Below are 16,462 nucleotides of genomic sequence, written 5' to 3' on the forward strand. Positions count from 1 at the left end.
ACATAAGGAATGTCCTAAGAGCAAGAGACGGCCTACTGCGAACAGTGTGGTGAGCAGCAACCGGTCCAGAAGACGGTTCCGTGGCAGCCAGATCTCTGTGGGACTTGTAGCGCTGAACTCGAGGATTAGTTCTAACGCGGTCGTATGTAGCTGGATATTGGCTTACAGTCAGTAGTTAGTTCTCGAGACTGGTTGATTGGCACTGGATTCAAATGAAATTCACCAGCAGCGTCTACTAAAGATCAGGGTTTCGTCTGGTGAATAGGGCTGTCTGCTTACCAGGTCAAGCCCTCGTAGATAATGCCGTTACGGCGTTCGATGCAGCGACGGCCGTCAACGACGACTGGTGTTGCCATTGCGTCGAATTCTTCGTCGAGTTCGCTGAATTCATCCCAATCAGTGACGACAAGTGCGCCATCAGCCCCCTCGAGTGCATCCGCGGCGGACTCGGCGTACTCGATATCGGGGAACTTGTGGGACATCTCGTCAGCAGCGACCGGATCGTAGGCGGCGACATTAGCGCCACGAGACTGGAGTGCATCGATCACTGGAATCGCCCTCGAGTTCCGGATATCGTCTGTATTTGGTTTGAACGCAAGCCCAAGGACTGCAATGCGTGCGTCCTCAGGATTGACGTGGCTCATTAGGCACTCGAGCATCCGGTTGGGTTGGCGGTCATTGACCTCAACGGTTCCCTCGAGTACGGCTGGATCGTAGTCGACTGCTTGTGCGGCTGCAATGATCGCGTTCACGTCTTTTGGGAAACAGGAGCCACCCCAGCCAACGCCGCTGCGGAGGAAACGCTCCGAGATGCGATCGTCGAGGCCGATTGCATCCATCACTTCGTATGCATCGAGGTCGAACTCTTTGCAGATGTTCCCGAGGTCGTTCACCAGTGATATTTTCGAGGCAAGGAAGGCGTTGTTCGCGTACTTGATCATCGACGCTGTCTCGGGATCGGTCTCGACGACCGGTGCGTCGTGGTGCTCGAGTAGCGGCTCGAAGACGTTGTGCAGGCGCTCGGTCGCCCACTCAGATTGGGTACCGAAGACGAGTTTGTCCGGTTGCTGGAAATCGGTGACGGCGCTGCCTTCTCTGAGGAATTCAGGATTCATCCCGACCTCGATGGCGTCGTTCTCGTTTGCTCCGCTGTGAATTGCCGGCTCGAGGGTGGCCGGAATGCTCGGTGGCGTAACTGTACTCTTGATGACGACCAGGTGACGGTCGGTTTTGTTTGCGAGTGCGTCTCCAGTTGCTTCGGCGGCTGCCTCGAGTGCACTTAGATCGATACTCCCGTCATTGTTCGACGGCGTGCCAATTGCGAGAAAGGTGACGTCGGAGTCGGGAACTGCGTCGTAGGACGTGGTCGCGGTGAGCCGGTCTCCGGCGTGGGTCTCGAGGAGGTCATCCAATCCTGGTTCGGTGATCGGTGCACGTCCGTCGTTGAGGGTATTGACGATCTCCTCGTCGATGTCAATCGCTGTGACTTCGTGACCAAGGTCGGCGAAACAAGCAGCGATCGTCGTTCCCACGTATCCACTCCCGATGACGGTGATATGCATTGGTTGGAGTGCTCGAGGCAACCAGTATGAACGTTCTGGAATTATATGCCACTGGTCATGTTCTTCGGAAAATATTTGTTGCTATGATCGAATCGGTGAGATATGCAAGCAGTTGTTCTCGCTGCAGGGAAAGGAACGCGGCTGCGTCCTCTTACGGATGACAAGCCCAAGGGGATGGTCGAAGTCAACGAAAAGCCGATTCTCACTCACTGTTTCGAGCAACTCGTTGAGCTCGGCGCGAGCGAGTTGATCGTGGTTGTCGGATATCTCAAAGAGAAGATCATCGATCACTACGGCGATGACTATCGGGGTGTGCCCATTACGTACTGTCATCAGCGCGAACAGCAAGGGCTGGCCCATGCGCTGGTAACCGTTGAAGAGCATGTTGAGGATGACTTCATGCTGATCCTCGGCGATAATGTGTTCCAGGCGAATCTCGAGGACGTCGTTCGTCGCCAACGCGAAGAGCGTGCGGATGCTGCGTTTTTGGTGGAGGAAGTTCCTTGGGACGAAGCAAGTCGATACGGAGTCTGTGATACGAACAAATACGGCGAAGTGACTGACGTTGTTGAGAAACCCGACGATCCGCCATCGAATCTGGTGATGACTGGCTTTTACACGTTCACGCCCGCGATCTTTCACGCTTGTCACCTGGTCCAGCCATCGGATCGCGGCGAGTACGAGATCAGCGAGGCCATTGATTTGTTGATTCAAAGCGGGCGGACGATTGATGCGATTGGACTCGAGGGGTGGCGTATTGATGTTGGGTATCCAGAGGACCGGGAGGAGGCAGAATCACGGCTGCAGGGTGATGAAGGGGACGACAACATGGTGCTCGAGTACGCGTCCAACTGAGTTATTGGCAATCTCGAGTTGGTTTGTGTTATTGCTGTTGATGTGAAATCAGAGTATGGATGTCGTCACCGTCGATAACAGGGGGAATCATTGTGAAGACAATTTAAGATGATGTTCGGTTTCGACCACTACGCTCACTTTTTCGCAAACACTGCTATATTCCATCAGCAGTTATCAGCCCAAGTCCTTGAGACGAGAAACACTGTGTGCAAACTATTATTCCAGCGCTGTGGTATGAGATTTCGACAAGTATTTGATGATATACCTAATATATGAGGTCACCAGGGGAACTAAAATGCATAATCAGTTTATGAGTGTGCGGGGGCACATTAGGATGGAAAGGGGGAATCAACAGATTCTATTTGGGCTTGTGATATGAAGGCAATTGTTCTTGCTGGCGGGTACGCAACTCGCCTTTGGCCGATCACAAAACACCGTCCAAAGATGTTTCTGCCAATCGGTGAAGAGACAGTCATAGATCGTATCTTCGCCGAGTTAGAAGCGGATAATAGAGTTGACGATGTGTTCGTTAGTACAAATGAACGATTCGCATCAGACTTTGAGTTGCATCTTGAAGAGAGTGAGTTTGACAAACCACAACTATCGATTGAAGAGACAACAGGCGAAGACGAGAAATTCGGTGTTGTTGGTGCCCTTGCACAGCTAATTGAGCGTGAGAATATCAGCGACGATCTAATGGTCATCGCTGGAGATAACTTAATTAGTTTTGATATCTCTGAGTTTATTGATTATTTTGAGAAAGTAGACAATCCAACACTTGCAGCTTACGATGTTGGATCTCGTGAACGCGCAAAATCCTACGGGCTAGTTGATCTTACAGGTGATCGTGTTGTTGACTTCCAAGAGAAACCAGATGAGCCAAACAGCACACTGGTCTCCATCGCGTGTTATGCATTCCCACAAGAAACACTCTCATTGTTCCCAACGTATCTTGAAGAGGGGAATAATCCGGATGAACCGGGATGGTTCGTCCAATGGCTTCAGAATCGTGAACCAACATATGCATATACATTCGAAGGCGCGTGGTTTGATATTGGGACGCCAGAAAGCTATCTCGATGCAGTCGCCTGGCATCTAGATGGTGAATCACGTATCAACCCGGACGCATCCCTCGAAAACACAAGGATTGGTGAAAATACACACATAATGGAAGGCGCGACTCTCGTTGATGCTGAAATTGAAAATGCAGTGGTTTTCCCGAATGCGACAATTGAAGCCACAACAATCCAGCGGTCGATTATCGATACAGAAACATCGATTGCAAACTTTGATCTGGCCAGTGCGTTGATCGGCCCACAACACCACCTCTCGAAAGAGAGCGAGTGAACTACCCCCGCCTACTCGCCGCCTTCGGCGACTCCTTGAGGAAGGGGACTTAGCGCCTACTTACAGTTAACAAAGGCGTTCGTAAACAGCTATTCGTCTTCTAGTTCGAGACCATTCACTAACTCTCGAGTCGATTGTCGGACTGCAGCATCGCTTTCGTATTCTGGTTCCCATCCAAGCGCGTCGAGTTTCTCGATAGATAGGCGCATCTTTGGAACGTCACCGGTCCATCCACGGTCACCACCAGTGTACTCGTAATCAGGATCAAGACCCAATTCGTCGCTGACAATATCCGCGATACGATTTACAGAGGTTGTGGTTCGTGTTCCGAGATTATATGTCGCGAGTGGGCCAGTTGCGTTCTCGAGGACATGCAACATAGCGTCAACACAGTCTGAAACGTGCATGTAGGATTTTTCTTGTCTCCCATTTCCGAGGATGGTCAACACATCCGGATTCTCGTCTAATTTTTCGATGAAGTCAGGGATAACAGCACCACGAAGTCTAGAACCAACGATATTCGCGAATCGGAACGTTCGAACAGTTAGATCGTGTGAATGGGCATACGTTGAACAAAGTCCTTCGTCTGCAAGCTTGCTCGCCCCATAGATGCTGATTGGCTCGAGCGGTGCGTAATCTTCGGGTGTTGGCCGTGGTGCTTCTCCGTATACTGTGGATGTGGAAGTATAGGCAAGTTCCGAGACGCCGACGTCATGCATCGTCTCGAGGACGTTGTACGTCATCTGGGTGTTCGCTTCAAACTGCTCTCTGGGACTGTCCGTGTTGACAGCCTTCGAGGCTGCGAGGTGGAACACGAGATCAAACTCTTCGGTGAGGACTCCCTCAAGTGCGTCCGATTCGGTCAGATCACGCTGTACGAAGGTTGCGTCATCAGGGACCCATTTTCGATGGCCGTTCGAACAGTCATCGACAACAGTGACTGTTGCGCCATCAGCGAGTAGTCGTTCACTGAGGTGTGTCCCAATAAAACCAGCCCCACCCGTGACAAGCACACGTCGATCTTGCATACGTACTTACAAGAGTATAGAACATTAAACTGTTCGAATTCTATGATACACCTGCCGGCAGCAATCTAAGTGTTTCAAAGGTTCATAAGCATGAAACCAACAAATGAATTTACCCTCAAAGGTGTTCAAGTGGTGGAGTCCGGCTCACACGCCAGCCCGCAAACGCTGCAGCGACCGTGCCAATAACAACGGCAATCGCAAATCCACCCAACATAATTTCGGGCGACGTTTGAACCAGTCCTTCAAACCCGACGACTGCTTCCGCCACTCTATTCAATACATTGACTGCAGGGATCGTAAAAAGGACACCTACAAGACCGCCAATAAAACCGATTGCGAGTCCTTGACCGATAACAGAGGTGATTAGCAACGATGATGAAACACCCTGGGCAGTCAATGCAGCGAAAGTTGCTCGTTGTTGAAACACGACCAGTGACAGTAGGTTAAATGTAAGTGTTATTCCAGCACCAACTGCAAGCGCGATCAACGCACCACCTGCTGCAAGTACGAGTGCTTGCTCTTGAATGACGCTCTCAAGTTGCTCTTGGTTTGACCGAATTTCATACTCAGGAAATGACTCCTCAAGATCTGACTGAACAGCTTCACTGTCAGCGCCACTTTCGAGAGTAACTGTGATGAACGTCGCAGGTTCGGTTTGAGTCGTCCCTGTTACATCGTGTAATTCACTCAGGGGCATAACAACGGTAGACGTACCAAGCATTCTCTCAAAGGTTGGTGACATCCCAATAACAGTGACCTCATTCTCCCGTGCGCTCCCAAGTGTACCACCAACATAGAGTGTATCCCCAATGTCGATCTCGAGAGCATCAGCAGTCTCCTCATCAACGACAACCTCATTCGTTCGTTCCCCATCGTAACTTCCATCGGCATAGTACGTATCGGACCCGAAGTCTTCGCCCTCAGTTACCTGAACAGATGGTCCACCCTGTGAAACCCCGGTACCAATAAACGTCTGAAAATTGTCTCCCGGATCTGTACCCACATATACAGTATCGAATGCCATTGGTATCGCGGTGTGTACCTCATCATGATCGCTGAGGTCTGAAGAAACATTCCGAGAATCATACAATGAATTCTCGAAGCCACCACCACCGGCTGTTGTTAGCCTTGTTTCGCCAGCAGACACCCACAAGTCTCGATCAGCTGCATCAAATTGTTGATAGCCAGTATCGACAACACCAATACCGGCACCGGCGAGTAACGTCATCGCTAAAACGGCAAGTCCAATCCCTACAATGGCGAGGCCGAAGCGAAGACGATGATGTCGGAGTTGAGCAATTGTGATCGTACTTGCTGCTTGAATCCGAGCAGCCCACCGAGCAAGCAGAGATCTAATCCCTGAACTGCGGTCAGACATCACAAATCACCTTCTTTAGTGGCAGACAACAGCAACAGACTGCATTAAGATGGTAGGTAGAAGATCCAGCTATTGGTTTGTTTATAGAGCAATTTGGCCGAGTATTGGACGGAGATTTTGGCTTTTGATGAGGAATATATTTTCTAATCATATTATATATTGGTGTGTCATGGGGGATCTCAATCGAAAAAACACCAGAACGACGACGACAGCGAGGGCATATCCAGTACAGATAGTTACCACCAAATGAAACTACCGTTCTAATCGGCACTAATATAGGTGAGTATACGTAGCAGGTACGTTGAACCACCACTAATAAGACGATGCTGTTCTATCAGTAGAGATATGGATTCGGTTTCCGCTGTTGTTCTTGCAGGGGGAGAAGGGGAACGGCTTCAACCACTCACTCGTAACCGGCCAAAGCCGCACTTACCAGTTACTACAACACCACTTCTTGAATACGTTTTCGATCAACTCATCGCGGCTGGTGTAGAAAGTATTACTGTCGTCGTTGGCTACAAACGAAATCGTATACAAGCACACTTTGGACCAACGTATCGTACAATTCCGCTCACGTACGTGACTCAAGAGCAATTACATGGAAGCGGCCACGCACTACTAGTTGCTGAATCTGAAGTCAGTGGCACGGTCCTAGTTGTCAATGGTGATCAGTTTGCAGAGGGCCCGATGATAACTCATGTTCTGAATGCCCACGACACTAATTCAGCAGTTGCAACCCTTACTGCCTTAGATCGAACAGATATTGAACCATATGGAGGACTTGTTCTTGAGGATTCTGCTGTGGTGGATCTCGTAGAGAATCCCATGGATGATAGACCATATTATCTAAATGCGGGCGTGTATGCATTTGAACACGATATCTTCGATGAACTTCGCCATCTCAATCCAAATGTTGGAGAGTTGTCTCTGATTGATGGCATCTTATCACTCCTTGAATCAGAAAAAACTGTTCGAGCAACTGTTTCTGAGGGAACGTGGATTGATGCAACATATCCATGGGATTTGCTCAAAATGTCGTCTGCATTTTTGGATGCTGAAATCAGTGGTAAGAATCATGAGAATAACATTGCATCCTCTGCAGCAATCCATGATTCAGCGGTCATTCATGATCCAGTTATGATTGCCAATGATTGTGTAATCGGACCAGGAGCTGTCGTTGGTCCATATACCTGTCTTGGTGAGAATGTCACTGTTGAATCAAATGCAGCTGTTGAACGAAGCATAATTGACTCGGATACACGGGTTGGTGTTAGCGCGACAGTTGTTGATTGCGTAGCTGGAACTGGTGTTCGGATTGGGAATGGAACGACGATTCCTGGTGGTTCAAGTGATATCGCTCTCGGTGATCGGATCTTTGAAAATGTAACACTAGGTGCTGTATTTGGAGACCGTGTGACAGATCATGGCAACAATACGTACTGCCCGGGTACGATCGTTGAACCAAACAGCGAGATAGAAACTGGAACAATTGTCCGTGGGACGGTTTCAGAAGATAAAACCATCAAATCGTAACACCATCTCTGTTGTGTCGTCCTAAGACACGCGCTATTTTACTATCAGTAGTACGGTTCGCACACCTGTTCAAGACCTTCGTCTAGTGTGATCAATGGTTCCCAACCGGTCTCATCATGCATTCGATTAGAATCAGCACATGTGTCATGGACATATACCGACTCGGGAATAGGGTTCTCAATATACTCTGGTTCGATATCGGTCCCAAGTTCTTCATTGAGCATCTCGACGAGTTCATTAAAGCTGTACGCTGTACCAGTTCCAAGATTGTAGACACCGGTAAGGTCGTGCTCAGCCGCAAGTTCAAGGCCGCGAACGATATCGTCGACGTGCGTAAAGTCTCGCGTCTGCGTCCCGTCACCGTACAGGACAGGTGCCTCACCGCTTGCGAGGTCGTCAGCGAATTGGGAAATTACGTTTGCATACTCTCCTTTGTGTTCTTCAGCCCCGCCATAGCCCTGATAGACGGAGAAAAAGCGCATGCCAGCCATCGACATGTCGTAGTGATTCGCGAAGTACTCGCCGTATCGCTCGCGGGCGAGTTTCGAAGCTTCGTAGCCGGTGTTGACCGCGACCGGCATACTCTCTGGTGATGGATCAGTTTGACTGCCATATATCGATGACGTTGAGGCGTAGACAATGGTATCACAGCCCTCCTGTCGTGCTTGGTCCACGACATTCACGAACCCTTCGACATTCACACGAGCGCCCGTCGTGGGGTCCTCTTCGTGCATTGCGTACGAAGACAGCGCCGCAAGGTGAAAGACGACATCGACGTCCGTCGGAAGGTCGTCCTCAAGCACACTGTGCTTACGATAGTCGACTTCCGACCGAAGATTTTCCGCGGTACCGAGATATTCGTCGTCGATTGCGATGACTTCGTTATCTGCGGAGAGATGATTTGCGAGGTTTGAACCGATGAACCCCGCCCCACCAGTAATCAAGATGGTTTGTTCCTGCATATATCGCTATCTGTAACTTATCTCTGATAACTCTATGGAATGACTATCCAGTCTTTTAACTCGTACAGGCTAAGTCTGTATCTTTGAGGAACGAGTCACGTTAGTAGCGACTAACAAGATGGTGAAGTTCAGACGGAGACGGTGAGTAAATGCGGTTTCTCGGAGAGTGTGGTTTGCTTCTATTTGTATCTGATTCGATTTTTCACCAGTTCTGGGCACCAGGAGTATGACAATTAGAGCAGACGACCGCATCGTTGTCCTTGTATGTGTTTCGTACGAGTTCCCCATCACCACAGAATGAGCACACTCCCCCTTCGAGTGCATCAAGAACTGAATGTGCCGAAGACTGGTTTTCAGTTAGTTGTCGCATGACACACTATACAGGTTATTGCTCTATTATAAAATCTCTGGTCAGTATCTTTTGGGCAGTTATCATTCATTTATTTTTCGGTTAAACCACCCTAATTGATAGCAGAATATAAGTTCTGTAGCGAAGATATGAATAGCTACTATTAATAGGTCTCTATCTAGAGATACCAGAGAACGGACAATCACGTTTGTAAATATGTCTTCAAAATCAAAACCAGATGATACTGGCTCCCTCCAACCCGAACGGGAGGGGCAAGTAATCGGCAATCAGTCGGCGGATGAGCTACTCGTCGATCGGACGAGCGAGTTCGATCCGGAACTGACCGTTGTGATGCCGACACTCAACGAAGAAGAAGGGATCGGAATTTGTCTCGAGTGGATCAAAGAAGCGATTGAGGAACTTCAGGTGCGAACGGAAATCATCGTCAGCGACAGTTCAACGGATCGGACACCCGAAATCGCACGTGAGATGGGAGCAATCGTCGTTGAACCCGACAAGGGTGGGTACGGGTACGCGTATCGCTACGCGTTCGAACGCGCCCGCGGAGACTACATCGCGATGGGTGACGCTGACACCACCTACGACTTCAAGGAAATTCCGCGACTCTTGAAGGAACTCGAGAAAGCCGATGCGGACATGGTCATGGGAAGTCGGCTGAACGGGGAGATCAAACCCGGCGCGATGCCGACCCTCCATCAGTACATTGGCAATCCGATGTTGACGCGGTTTCTGAACGCGTTCTATGGAGCCGGTGTCAGCGACGCTCACAGCGGCTTCCGGATTTTCACTAGTGAGGCCTACGAGACGATGGACCTCAAGACGAGTGGAATGGAGTTCGCCTCAGAGATGATTATGGAAGCCGGCGCGAAGGACCTCGAGATTGTCGAGACGCCAATTGTCTATCACGAACGGGAAGGCGAGGAGACGCTCGAGAGTTTCAAAGACGGATGGCGACACGTGCGGTTCATGCTGGTGAACGCGCCCGGGTATCTGTTCTTGGTTCCTGGGTTGTTGATGGGGTTCCTTGGGACGGTCGTAATGGGAACCGCCGCGAGCGGGCTTGCTGTAAGCGGTGTCAATCTCGGTATTCACTCGATGATCGCCGGCAGTCTATTGGCTATCGTCGGCTATCAGGTGGCGAGCCTCGGCGTGTTTGCTTCCGTTGCAAGCGATCCGATTCAGAAACCTTCAGATCCAATTACTGAACGTGTGACGGGGTCATTGTCACTCGAGCGTGGGGCAACTGTTGGACTCATGGTTTTCACTGCCGGTACTCTGTATGCTGGTTTGCTCGTGTATCAGTGGATCTTGAGCGGGTTCAGTTCAATCTCATTTACGATTGGATCGCTCGGAGCGTTTACTGCGATTGTGGTTGGTTTGCAGACGGTATTCTCGTCGTTCTTCTTGAGTGCAGTTGATCAGTAATAGACATTGTTGAGGTTTGACAAGATCAGTTGGCGTTTTTGAGTTGAGTGTTGCCGTCGGGATCGGTGACATCACTTCTGTTGATCCATGTCTGGACTACTGTCGCTTATATTGGCAACAGCGCTACCGGCACTTCGACATATAAAACTACGATATTCTAATTAAGTACGCGACTAACTACCTCCGAATGGTCTCCAAGTTCTATATTCTGGATATTGTGTGATGATTAGAATTAGGACAGTCTGACCAACGGGTCATACCAGTTCTGATTGTCGCGGTACCAGTCAATGAACTTCGAGACGCCCTCTCGGATATCCGTCATCGGCTTGTAGCCGAGTAGATCGTTCGCCTTCGAGATATCGGCGTGAGTGTGTTCGGCATCTCCTTCGCGCGGATCGCCGTACTTGAGTTCGAGGGAGGGATCAATCTCATCCCGGACGACTTCGGCGAGGGTTTCGATGTCGATATTGTCCGTTGAGCCAACGTTGAGGATTTCGCCGTCGGCACTGTCATCCGTAAGGAGCTGGCCGTTGACTCGTTTCACGTCATCGATGTAGGTGAAGTCGCGGGTCTGGTTACCGTCACCGTAGATGACTGGCGGCTCGCCGTGAAGGCAGCGCGAGACAAAGTTCGTGATCGCCATGTTCGGTCGCATCCGGGGGCCGTAGACTGTGAAGTATCGTAAGGAGACCGTCGGGAGTCCGTACACCTCGTTGTAGACACGGGCGTACTGTTCGGTCGCGAGCTTGGAGACACCGTAGGGGGAGACGGGGGTCGTTGGATGGTCTTCGTCGTAGGGGAGATTCTCTGGTTTGCCGTAGACAGACGAGGACGAGGCAACCACGACGCGTGTTACGTCGTGGCGGCGAGCTGCCTCGAGGAGAGTGAGAGAGCCGTTGACGTTGTACTGATTGACCTTCTGTGGTTCCTCGACGCTTGTCCGGACGCCGGCCTGGGCGGCCTGGTGATAGATGACGTCTGCGTCCGCGACGAGTTCGTCGATGAGGTCGGCATCAGTGATCGATCCCTGCTTGAGTTCGTAGGTCGACCCCGCCTCATCTGCTGCAGTGCGGGCTGCATCAACGTTGTGCTCCTTAATTCCGAGATCGTAGTAGGGCTCAAAGTTATCGAGGACGGTTACGTTGTGGCCCTCTCGAGCGAAATGTTTGGCGAGATGGCCACCGATAAACCCGGCCCCACCAGTAACGAGGACGTGCATCGGCTATGTGTCTTCGATAAGACAGCAAAAACGATTCGATTTTTCAATAAAGCGTGTCACAACTGATTTCGAATCTCATTTTGCGAACAGTAAGTATAATCCGAAACCGACCGTCTTGATGCCGACGCTCAACAAGGAAGAGAGAATTGCGCGAGTGATGGCTCAACCGTCTTCAACCCCGATCAGAGCGGAACGCGTATCGATATGCTTTCAAACATGTCTGCGGCAAGTATACTGCTGTGGGTAACACCGACATAATCAGTAATTTCAAAGAAATCTGCCAGCTATTGAAGGTACTCGAAAACCCGATCCGGATATAGTTGAGAAACCGGCTGAAGGGGGGAGATCAAACCCGGCGTGATGCCGATCCCCCACCAGCACATCGGCAATCCGCTGTTGACGCGATTTCTGAACGTGTGCTACGTCGCCGGCGTCAGCGACGCCTACAGCGGCTTTCACTTCTTCACTTGCGGGGCCTACGAGACGACTGGGATTGAGTTCGCGTTGGAGATAATCATAGAAGCCGGTGCGAAGAGATGACAAGGAATGTTCTCGACTTTCAAAAAACACCCTAATCATTACAGTAGGTTCGGAGCGCTTGCCTCTGAGCGGAACATTTCAACTGAGGCATAAACCATTGATGCCGACGGATTAACCTTGCCCACTGCGTTTTCACAATGGCAGCTCTGACCAGCCAACAATCTGCTTTTAAAGAGTGTTCGGCGCGATGGAGAGTTGGCCGACTGACTCGAAGGCGTGATCCGCATGGACAGCGGTGGCGAAGAATGAGATCTAAAGTTAGGGAATCTCAGTACTGTCGTCATCAGTCGGTTCGACACGGTAGAGATTAAACTCATCATTTGTGTATGTTCGAGAGATGTACTGGCTTTGATCAAGGTAGGCAAAATCGTTCTCCGAATAGCGGACACCGTCCCACAAATCGACATTGCGCTGCCTGTCGTTTTCGTTGACCGTGACATAGGTAGTCTTCTCGTAGTGAGTCCCGAGTGACTGGTTAGCAAAATTAAACGGTGTGTACGCCTCAAATGGGTGATCAACTCGGTCTTCATCTGGTGGTGCAGTAAGAGACTGCACATCCACATATTCACTAGTTCCGTAGTCACTGACATCGTTCCCGATTGCTCCGCCCCGGAACCGGTAGAACTGGGATGAGACAGTCGCAACTTGCATTGTGTCGGTTTCGTACTCTGCCATCCAGTCGTAACCTTCCATTGTACCCTGTGTGACATGGGGGTTTGGCTGGAACGTGTATGGGTCTTGATAAAGTCCAGGAACCATCGCGATCAGTGAAAGGATAAGGAGGGCCGCGAGTGCGATCGAGGCAAGTTGTGGACGATGATTTGATATCCGACGAGTCGTCTGCGCGAGACCAACCGATGAAATGAGTGTACCGATGACAAACACAAAGCCAATATATCTAAGCGCCTGCTCCAAGCGTCCAACAACCGCGAACACAGCAAACAGTCCAAATGCAGGAACAATCATTATACTCAAATAGAGAATGATTGGGTCCGTCGGAGTTTCGCGCCGCTGATGCAACCGGTAAATTACCGCCGCAAGCACTAACGTAGTTGTCAGGGCAAAGATAATATGTGCCGGAAACACTCTCATAACTGTCTCAAAAGTAGTCCCACCTACCTCATCAAGACGCCCTCCTTGGGTATCATCAGGCACAAAACCAAGCGCACGATAGGCACCGAGGACGACGTTCGCAACTGCTGCGCCGAAATTCTCGAGTGAGGAGAGCCACCAAGCTAGAATGACTGATGATAATGTCAGAGGGAGAATCACTGCCCTCACTGTTATATCGCTTTTACTTGGTCGAATGCTATCCGGAATCGGCTCTGGTGCATGAGAGGCTAGAGAGCCAGCCAATCCGATCAGCAAGAGCCCTCCAATAAATACAAGGGCGTGCTGCGGGTGAAGCAGAATTAATATGATTGCTCCCACTGACAAAAGTGCAGCATATCTTGTGTTCGGACGCTGGAGCAGGTTACTTAAAAACCCCACCGCAAAGGGAAGATACAAAAGTGCAACAACAGTCGGAATCGGCTGGAGGTGTGGGAGTCTGACCGTCATGATGACAAGCAACAGGTAAGAGACGGCCGCAGAGATAGCAAGCGTATGTTGATTAGCATCAACCGATCGAACTGCAAATACGACACCAGTGACGTAGACAATAACAAATATTGGGACGGTCAGTAACAATACTCGCTCTGGGCTCAATCCCGTAATTTCACCCAGAGAGAAAGCAAACAGGTGCAAACCAGGATACAGTGTGTCCAGTGTGAACAATCCAATGCCAATATCCTTGACACTACCCAAATGCTGTAGTGAGTCGAAAAAGCCCTGAAAATGATAGTTGCGCAGCAGGGGAACCGCACTGACCGACGCGATTGCTAACGTTCCAACACCGATTGAGATATACCTAACCCACTCACTGGGTGCGTGCAGGCTGACGACAGTCGCGATTATGATTGATCCAGTCAGTAGGATCCACATCGATGCCGGCGATGATGACAGTATCGAGAGTTCGTATGCAGTAGCTGGAAATGAGCGTGCAATAAATGCACCCCCAGCAAGACAAAGAGCAGAGATGCTGACAGCGATTTTTGCCAATTGGCTAGATACAGTTAGTGGAATCTCCCGCATTCAGTTACTAGTTGTATAGATCCCATTCCGGTATTTAAATATAGCGGGATTGCAAACCCTACATACGGAGAAAAGGTGAATTCCAATATTTAAATACCCATATGATTACTCCGATCGGCCGTGTTGCGATCCCGATTCTCCTGTTCCTTCACGTTAGAGGTCCGTCACGCCCCTGTACTCGGAGGTGCATATCATAGATCAACCTTCAGCGGGATTCTCATAAAGTCACGTTCCCTACGAAGCAAATGACTTAACATACTCTCAAAAACAAGAGGGAAGGAAGGCCGAACGCTAATACTATTTTGATTACTTTGAATACGGTCCAACTGAAAAAGGTACACAGTGTGTCGAATGTTAGAAAATTATTGGAACGAGAACTCATAGCCTTTCTTAGAACAAGGTTTGAAAACTCATCTATTACTACCCCACGGATAGTAGCACCTCCTACATGTGATTATGTCAACGCCTGGTAAAGTTAAAATGCTCAAAAGATTATTAATACTATGACGATATTTGATGAGTTCTAAGGAAAAGACGATTTCCGACATAATAGTGATCGGCATAATACAAATTGCGATTCGTGTTCGAGGAATAGTATTTATTCCAGTAATTTCTATCTATCTTGGTGTTGGCGCATTCGGCGCATATGCGCAAATATTGGCATTAACCTCTTTGCTTGAATTAGTCTTTGGATTAGGATTGTATGGTGGATTGGTTCGGTTTGGCCAGAAGGATAAATACGATTTATCCAACCTATATTTTTCCTATATGTTCTTGTCTTTCTTGAGTGGTCTTATAGTTGCCATATTATTTTATCATTTTTCAGCAGATCTCTCAGCTGTGACCTTGGGTACCTCTGAGTATGCAGCAGCATTTCAGATTGGGTCAGCACTCATATTAACAAATATTTTATCGCGAATTGGAAAGAACTATTTCAGAGTTGATTCGAGGATGAAAATATTTGGGTTATTAGAAGGGATAAAAGCCTATGCATCAATAATATCTGTTGCATATATTGTCTTGTTTGAAGGGATGGGGATTAGTGAAGTCATCTTGGTTATTGTTCTAGTAGAGGCTATTTTCGTGCTATTAATAAATTTCTACATAATATGGGAAGCGGGGTTTACATCTCCATCCTTTCCAGATATAAAAGATGGACTTAGGTATTCAATACCATTATCTATCTCTTCTCTCGGATCAAACTTATCATCGCGCGCAGACAGAATCCTTATCGGTGTCTTTTTAGGGGATTCGGCAGTGGGAATCTATTCTATTGCCTATGAACTCGCAACAGGTATGCGAATTTACACACTTCCTATTAGACAAACATTTTTCCCAGAATTTAGTCGATTTATTGAGAATGGTGAGATAGACACCTGCAAGGAGTATATAGATGCAGGAGTAAGGTATTTTTTGATGATTTCTATTCCTACTGTTGGAGGTCTTTATCTTATAGGTCCTACGGTTGCATCCCTCTTAGTCGGAACCGGTGAACCAGTTCCAACTGCAGCTCTAATGGTTATTCTAGCAACTGGTCTTTTACTCAGTGGAGTTGACCGGATGTATTCAGTAGTATTAGATGCGAATGATCGCACTGCTCGTGTAACCAGCGTTCGACTTCTGGGGGCTTTTTTCAATATTATACTAAATCTACTTCTTATTCCTGAATTTGGAGTTGTTGGTGCAGCATTTGCTACTCTTCTAACGTATGCTTTTACAGTATTTGCTATCTACCTGAGCATAAATATAATAAAACAATCTATTCCAACAAAAACTTTGATTTCTTCGGTACTTTCAACCATAGTTATGGTCTATACGATAAGGTTATTCAATATAGAATCGATTATTCTAGTACCTTTTCTCGGTTCCCTACTTTATTTCACATTGTTATTTGCGTTTGGCGAGTTGAACATCAAGAGATTCACATCAAATTTTGATTATGTTGGTAGAGGATAGCCATTACAATATACCATCACTTATGCTACTGAGCTACACGCAAATCGATCAAAGTAAAATATATTAATCACTGGTTTTAAAATAGTGTGTTGATGGCATCCAACTGTGGCTGTAGAATCGGGAATGGTGAGGGCACCGAGTTGACGGTCCCCAA

The 16,462-nt window shown here is 48.7% G+C and carries 13 protein-coding genes; 6 read left to right on the forward strand and 7 right to left on the reverse strand.

Annotated elements, in window-relative coordinates:
- Nucleotides 1-275 precede the first annotated feature (275 nt).
- Nucleotides 276-1,562 (reverse strand): UDP-glucose 6-dehydrogenase AglM, encoded by a 1,287-nt coding sequence (gene aglM / locus G6M89_RS20740; RefSeq protein ID WP_165163810.1) that lies wholly within the window; start codon nucleotides 1,560-1,562, stop codon nucleotides 276-278.
- A gap of 102 nt (nucleotides 1,563-1,664) precedes the next feature.
- Between aglM and aglF the strand changes: the two genes are divergently transcribed.
- Both aglF and G6M89_RS20750 read left to right on the forward strand, forming a co-directional pair.
- Nucleotides 1,665-2,417: a UTP--glucose-1-phosphate uridylyltransferase AglF gene (gene aglF, locus G6M89_RS20745; protein WP_165163811.1), complete on the forward strand. Its 753-nt coding sequence runs from the start codon at nucleotides 1,665-1,667 to the stop codon at nucleotides 2,415-2,417.
- A gap of 375 nt (nucleotides 2,418-2,792) precedes the next feature.
- Nucleotides 2,793-3,764, forward strand: a complete 972-nt coding sequence (locus G6M89_RS20750) for a sugar phosphate nucleotidyltransferase (protein ID WP_165163812.1) — start codon at nucleotides 2,793-2,795, stop codon at nucleotides 3,762-3,764.
- Between the two features lie 89 nt (nucleotides 3,765-3,853).
- Here the strand turns inward: G6M89_RS20750 and G6M89_RS20755 are convergent, their stop codons facing one another.
- Both G6M89_RS20755 and G6M89_RS20760 read right to left on the reverse strand, forming a co-directional pair.
- Nucleotides 3,854-4,792, reverse strand: coding sequence for an NAD-dependent epimerase/dehydratase family protein (locus G6M89_RS20755; RefSeq protein WP_165163813.1), 939 nt, complete (start codon nucleotides 4,790-4,792; stop codon nucleotides 3,854-3,856).
- 115 nt (nucleotides 4,793-4,907) lie between these two features.
- On the reverse strand, nucleotides 4,908-6,170 hold the full coding sequence (locus G6M89_RS20760; RefSeq protein WP_165163814.1) for an ABC transporter permease: 1,263 nt from the start codon (nucleotides 6,168-6,170) through the stop codon (nucleotides 4,908-4,910).
- 345 nt (nucleotides 6,171-6,515) lie between these two features.
- On the opposite strand from G6M89_RS20760, the gene G6M89_RS20765 reads away from it, so the two are divergent.
- The gene (locus tag G6M89_RS20765) at nucleotides 6,516-7,703 is read left to right on the forward strand and encodes a sugar phosphate nucleotidyltransferase (RefSeq protein WP_165163815.1); all 1,188 of its coding nucleotides are present in this window, start codon (nucleotides 6,516-6,518) and stop codon (nucleotides 7,701-7,703) included.
- A gap of 44 nt (nucleotides 7,704-7,747) precedes the next feature.
- Here G6M89_RS20765 and G6M89_RS20770 read toward each other — a convergent pair whose 3' ends face one another.
- Both G6M89_RS20770 and G6M89_RS22695 read right to left on the reverse strand, forming a co-directional pair.
- Nucleotides 7,748-8,665 (reverse strand): NAD-dependent epimerase/dehydratase family protein, encoded by a 918-nt coding sequence (locus tag G6M89_RS20770; protein WP_165163816.1) that lies wholly within the window; start codon nucleotides 8,663-8,665, stop codon nucleotides 7,748-7,750.
- 202 nt (nucleotides 8,666-8,867) lie between these two features.
- The gene (locus G6M89_RS22695; protein ID WP_305080117.1) at nucleotides 8,868-9,035 is read right to left on the reverse strand and encodes an HVO_A0556 family zinc finger protein; all 168 of its coding nucleotides are present in this window, start codon (nucleotides 9,033-9,035) and stop codon (nucleotides 8,868-8,870) included.
- Between the two features lie 195 nt (nucleotides 9,036-9,230).
- Between G6M89_RS22695 and G6M89_RS20775 the strand changes: the two genes are divergently transcribed.
- Complete coding sequence (locus G6M89_RS20775) at nucleotides 9,231-10,460, forward strand: glycosyltransferase family 2 protein (RefSeq protein ID WP_165163817.1); 1,230 nt, start codon at nucleotides 9,231-9,233, stop codon at nucleotides 10,458-10,460.
- Nucleotides 10,461-10,692: 232 nt separating this feature from the next.
- Here G6M89_RS20775 and G6M89_RS20780 read toward each other — a convergent pair whose 3' ends face one another.
- A complete protein-coding gene (locus G6M89_RS20780) occupies nucleotides 10,693-11,679 on the reverse strand; it encodes a GDP-mannose 4,6-dehydratase (protein WP_165163818.1) in 987 nt (328 codons plus the stop codon).
- A 360-nt stretch (nucleotides 11,680-12,039) separates the two neighbouring features.
- Between G6M89_RS20780 and G6M89_RS20785 the strand changes: the two genes are divergently transcribed.
- A complete protein-coding gene (locus tag G6M89_RS20785) occupies nucleotides 12,040-12,219 on the forward strand; it encodes a hypothetical protein (protein ID WP_165163819.1) in 180 nt (59 codons plus the stop codon).
- A gap of 258 nt (nucleotides 12,220-12,477) precedes the next feature.
- Here G6M89_RS20785 and G6M89_RS20790 read toward each other — a convergent pair whose 3' ends face one another.
- Nucleotides 12,478-14,352 carry a hypothetical protein gene (locus G6M89_RS20790; RefSeq protein WP_165163820.1) on the reverse strand — a complete coding sequence of 625 codons (1,875 nt, stop codon included), beginning with the start codon at nucleotides 14,350-14,352 and terminating at the stop codon, nucleotides 12,478-12,480.
- A gap of 516 nt (nucleotides 14,353-14,868) precedes the next feature.
- On the opposite strand from G6M89_RS20790, the gene G6M89_RS20795 reads away from it, so the two are divergent.
- On the forward strand, nucleotides 14,869-16,308 hold the full coding sequence (locus G6M89_RS20795) for an oligosaccharide flippase family protein (RefSeq protein ID WP_165163821.1): 1,440 nt from the start codon (nucleotides 14,869-14,871) through the stop codon (nucleotides 16,306-16,308).
- The last annotated feature ends 154 nt before the right edge of the window (nucleotides 16,309-16,462 follow it).

The organism is Natronolimnobius sp. AArcel1, from assembly GCF_011043775.1.
Lineage (GTDB): Archaea > Halobacteriota > Halobacteria > Halobacteriales > Natrialbaceae > Natronolimnobius.

Excerpts from the sequence above, each read along its gene's own strand:
- aglM (WP_165163810.1), bottom strand. The coding sequence starts at position 1,562 with ATGCATATCACCGTCATCGGGAGTGGATACGTGGGAACGACGATCGCT.
- aglF (WP_165163811.1), top strand. The coding sequence starts at position 1,665 with ATGCAAGCAGTTGTTCTCGCTGCAGGGAAAGGAACGCGGCTGCGTCCT.
- G6M89_RS20750 (WP_165163812.1), top strand. The coding sequence starts at position 2,793 with ATGAAGGCAATTGTTCTTGCTGGCGGGTACGCAACTCGCCTTTGGCCG.
- G6M89_RS20755 (WP_165163813.1), bottom strand. The coding sequence starts at position 4,792 with ATGCAAGATCGACGTGTGCTTGTCACGGGTGGGGCTGGTTTTATTGGG.
- G6M89_RS20760 (WP_165163814.1), bottom strand. The coding sequence starts at position 6,170 with ATGTCTGACCGCAGTTCAGGGATTAGATCTCTGCTTGCTCGGTGGGCT.
- G6M89_RS20765 (WP_165163815.1), top strand. The coding sequence starts at position 6,516 with ATGGATTCGGTTTCCGCTGTTGTTCTTGCAGGGGGAGAAGGGGAACGG.
- G6M89_RS20770 (WP_165163816.1), bottom strand. The coding sequence starts at position 8,665 with ATGCAGGAACAAACCATCTTGATTACTGGTGGGGCGGGGTTCATCGGT.
- G6M89_RS22695 (WP_305080117.1), bottom strand. The coding sequence starts at position 9,035 with ATGCGACAACTAACTGAAAACCAGTCTTCGGCACATTCAGTTCTTGAT.
- G6M89_RS20775 (WP_165163817.1), top strand. The coding sequence starts at position 9,231 with ATGTCTTCAAAATCAAAACCAGATGATACTGGCTCCCTCCAACCCGAA.
- G6M89_RS20780 (WP_165163818.1), bottom strand. The coding sequence starts at position 11,679 with ATGCACGTCCTCGTTACTGGTGGGGCCGGGTTTATCGGTGGCCATCTC.
- G6M89_RS20785 (WP_165163819.1), top strand. The coding sequence starts at position 12,040 with ATGCCGATCCCCCACCAGCACATCGGCAATCCGCTGTTGACGCGATTT.
- G6M89_RS20790 (WP_165163820.1), bottom strand. The coding sequence starts at position 14,352 with ATGCGGGAGATTCCACTAACTGTATCTAGCCAATTGGCAAAAATCGCT.
- G6M89_RS20795 (WP_165163821.1), top strand. The coding sequence starts at position 14,869 with ATGAGTTCTAAGGAAAAGACGATTTCCGACATAATAGTGATCGGCATA.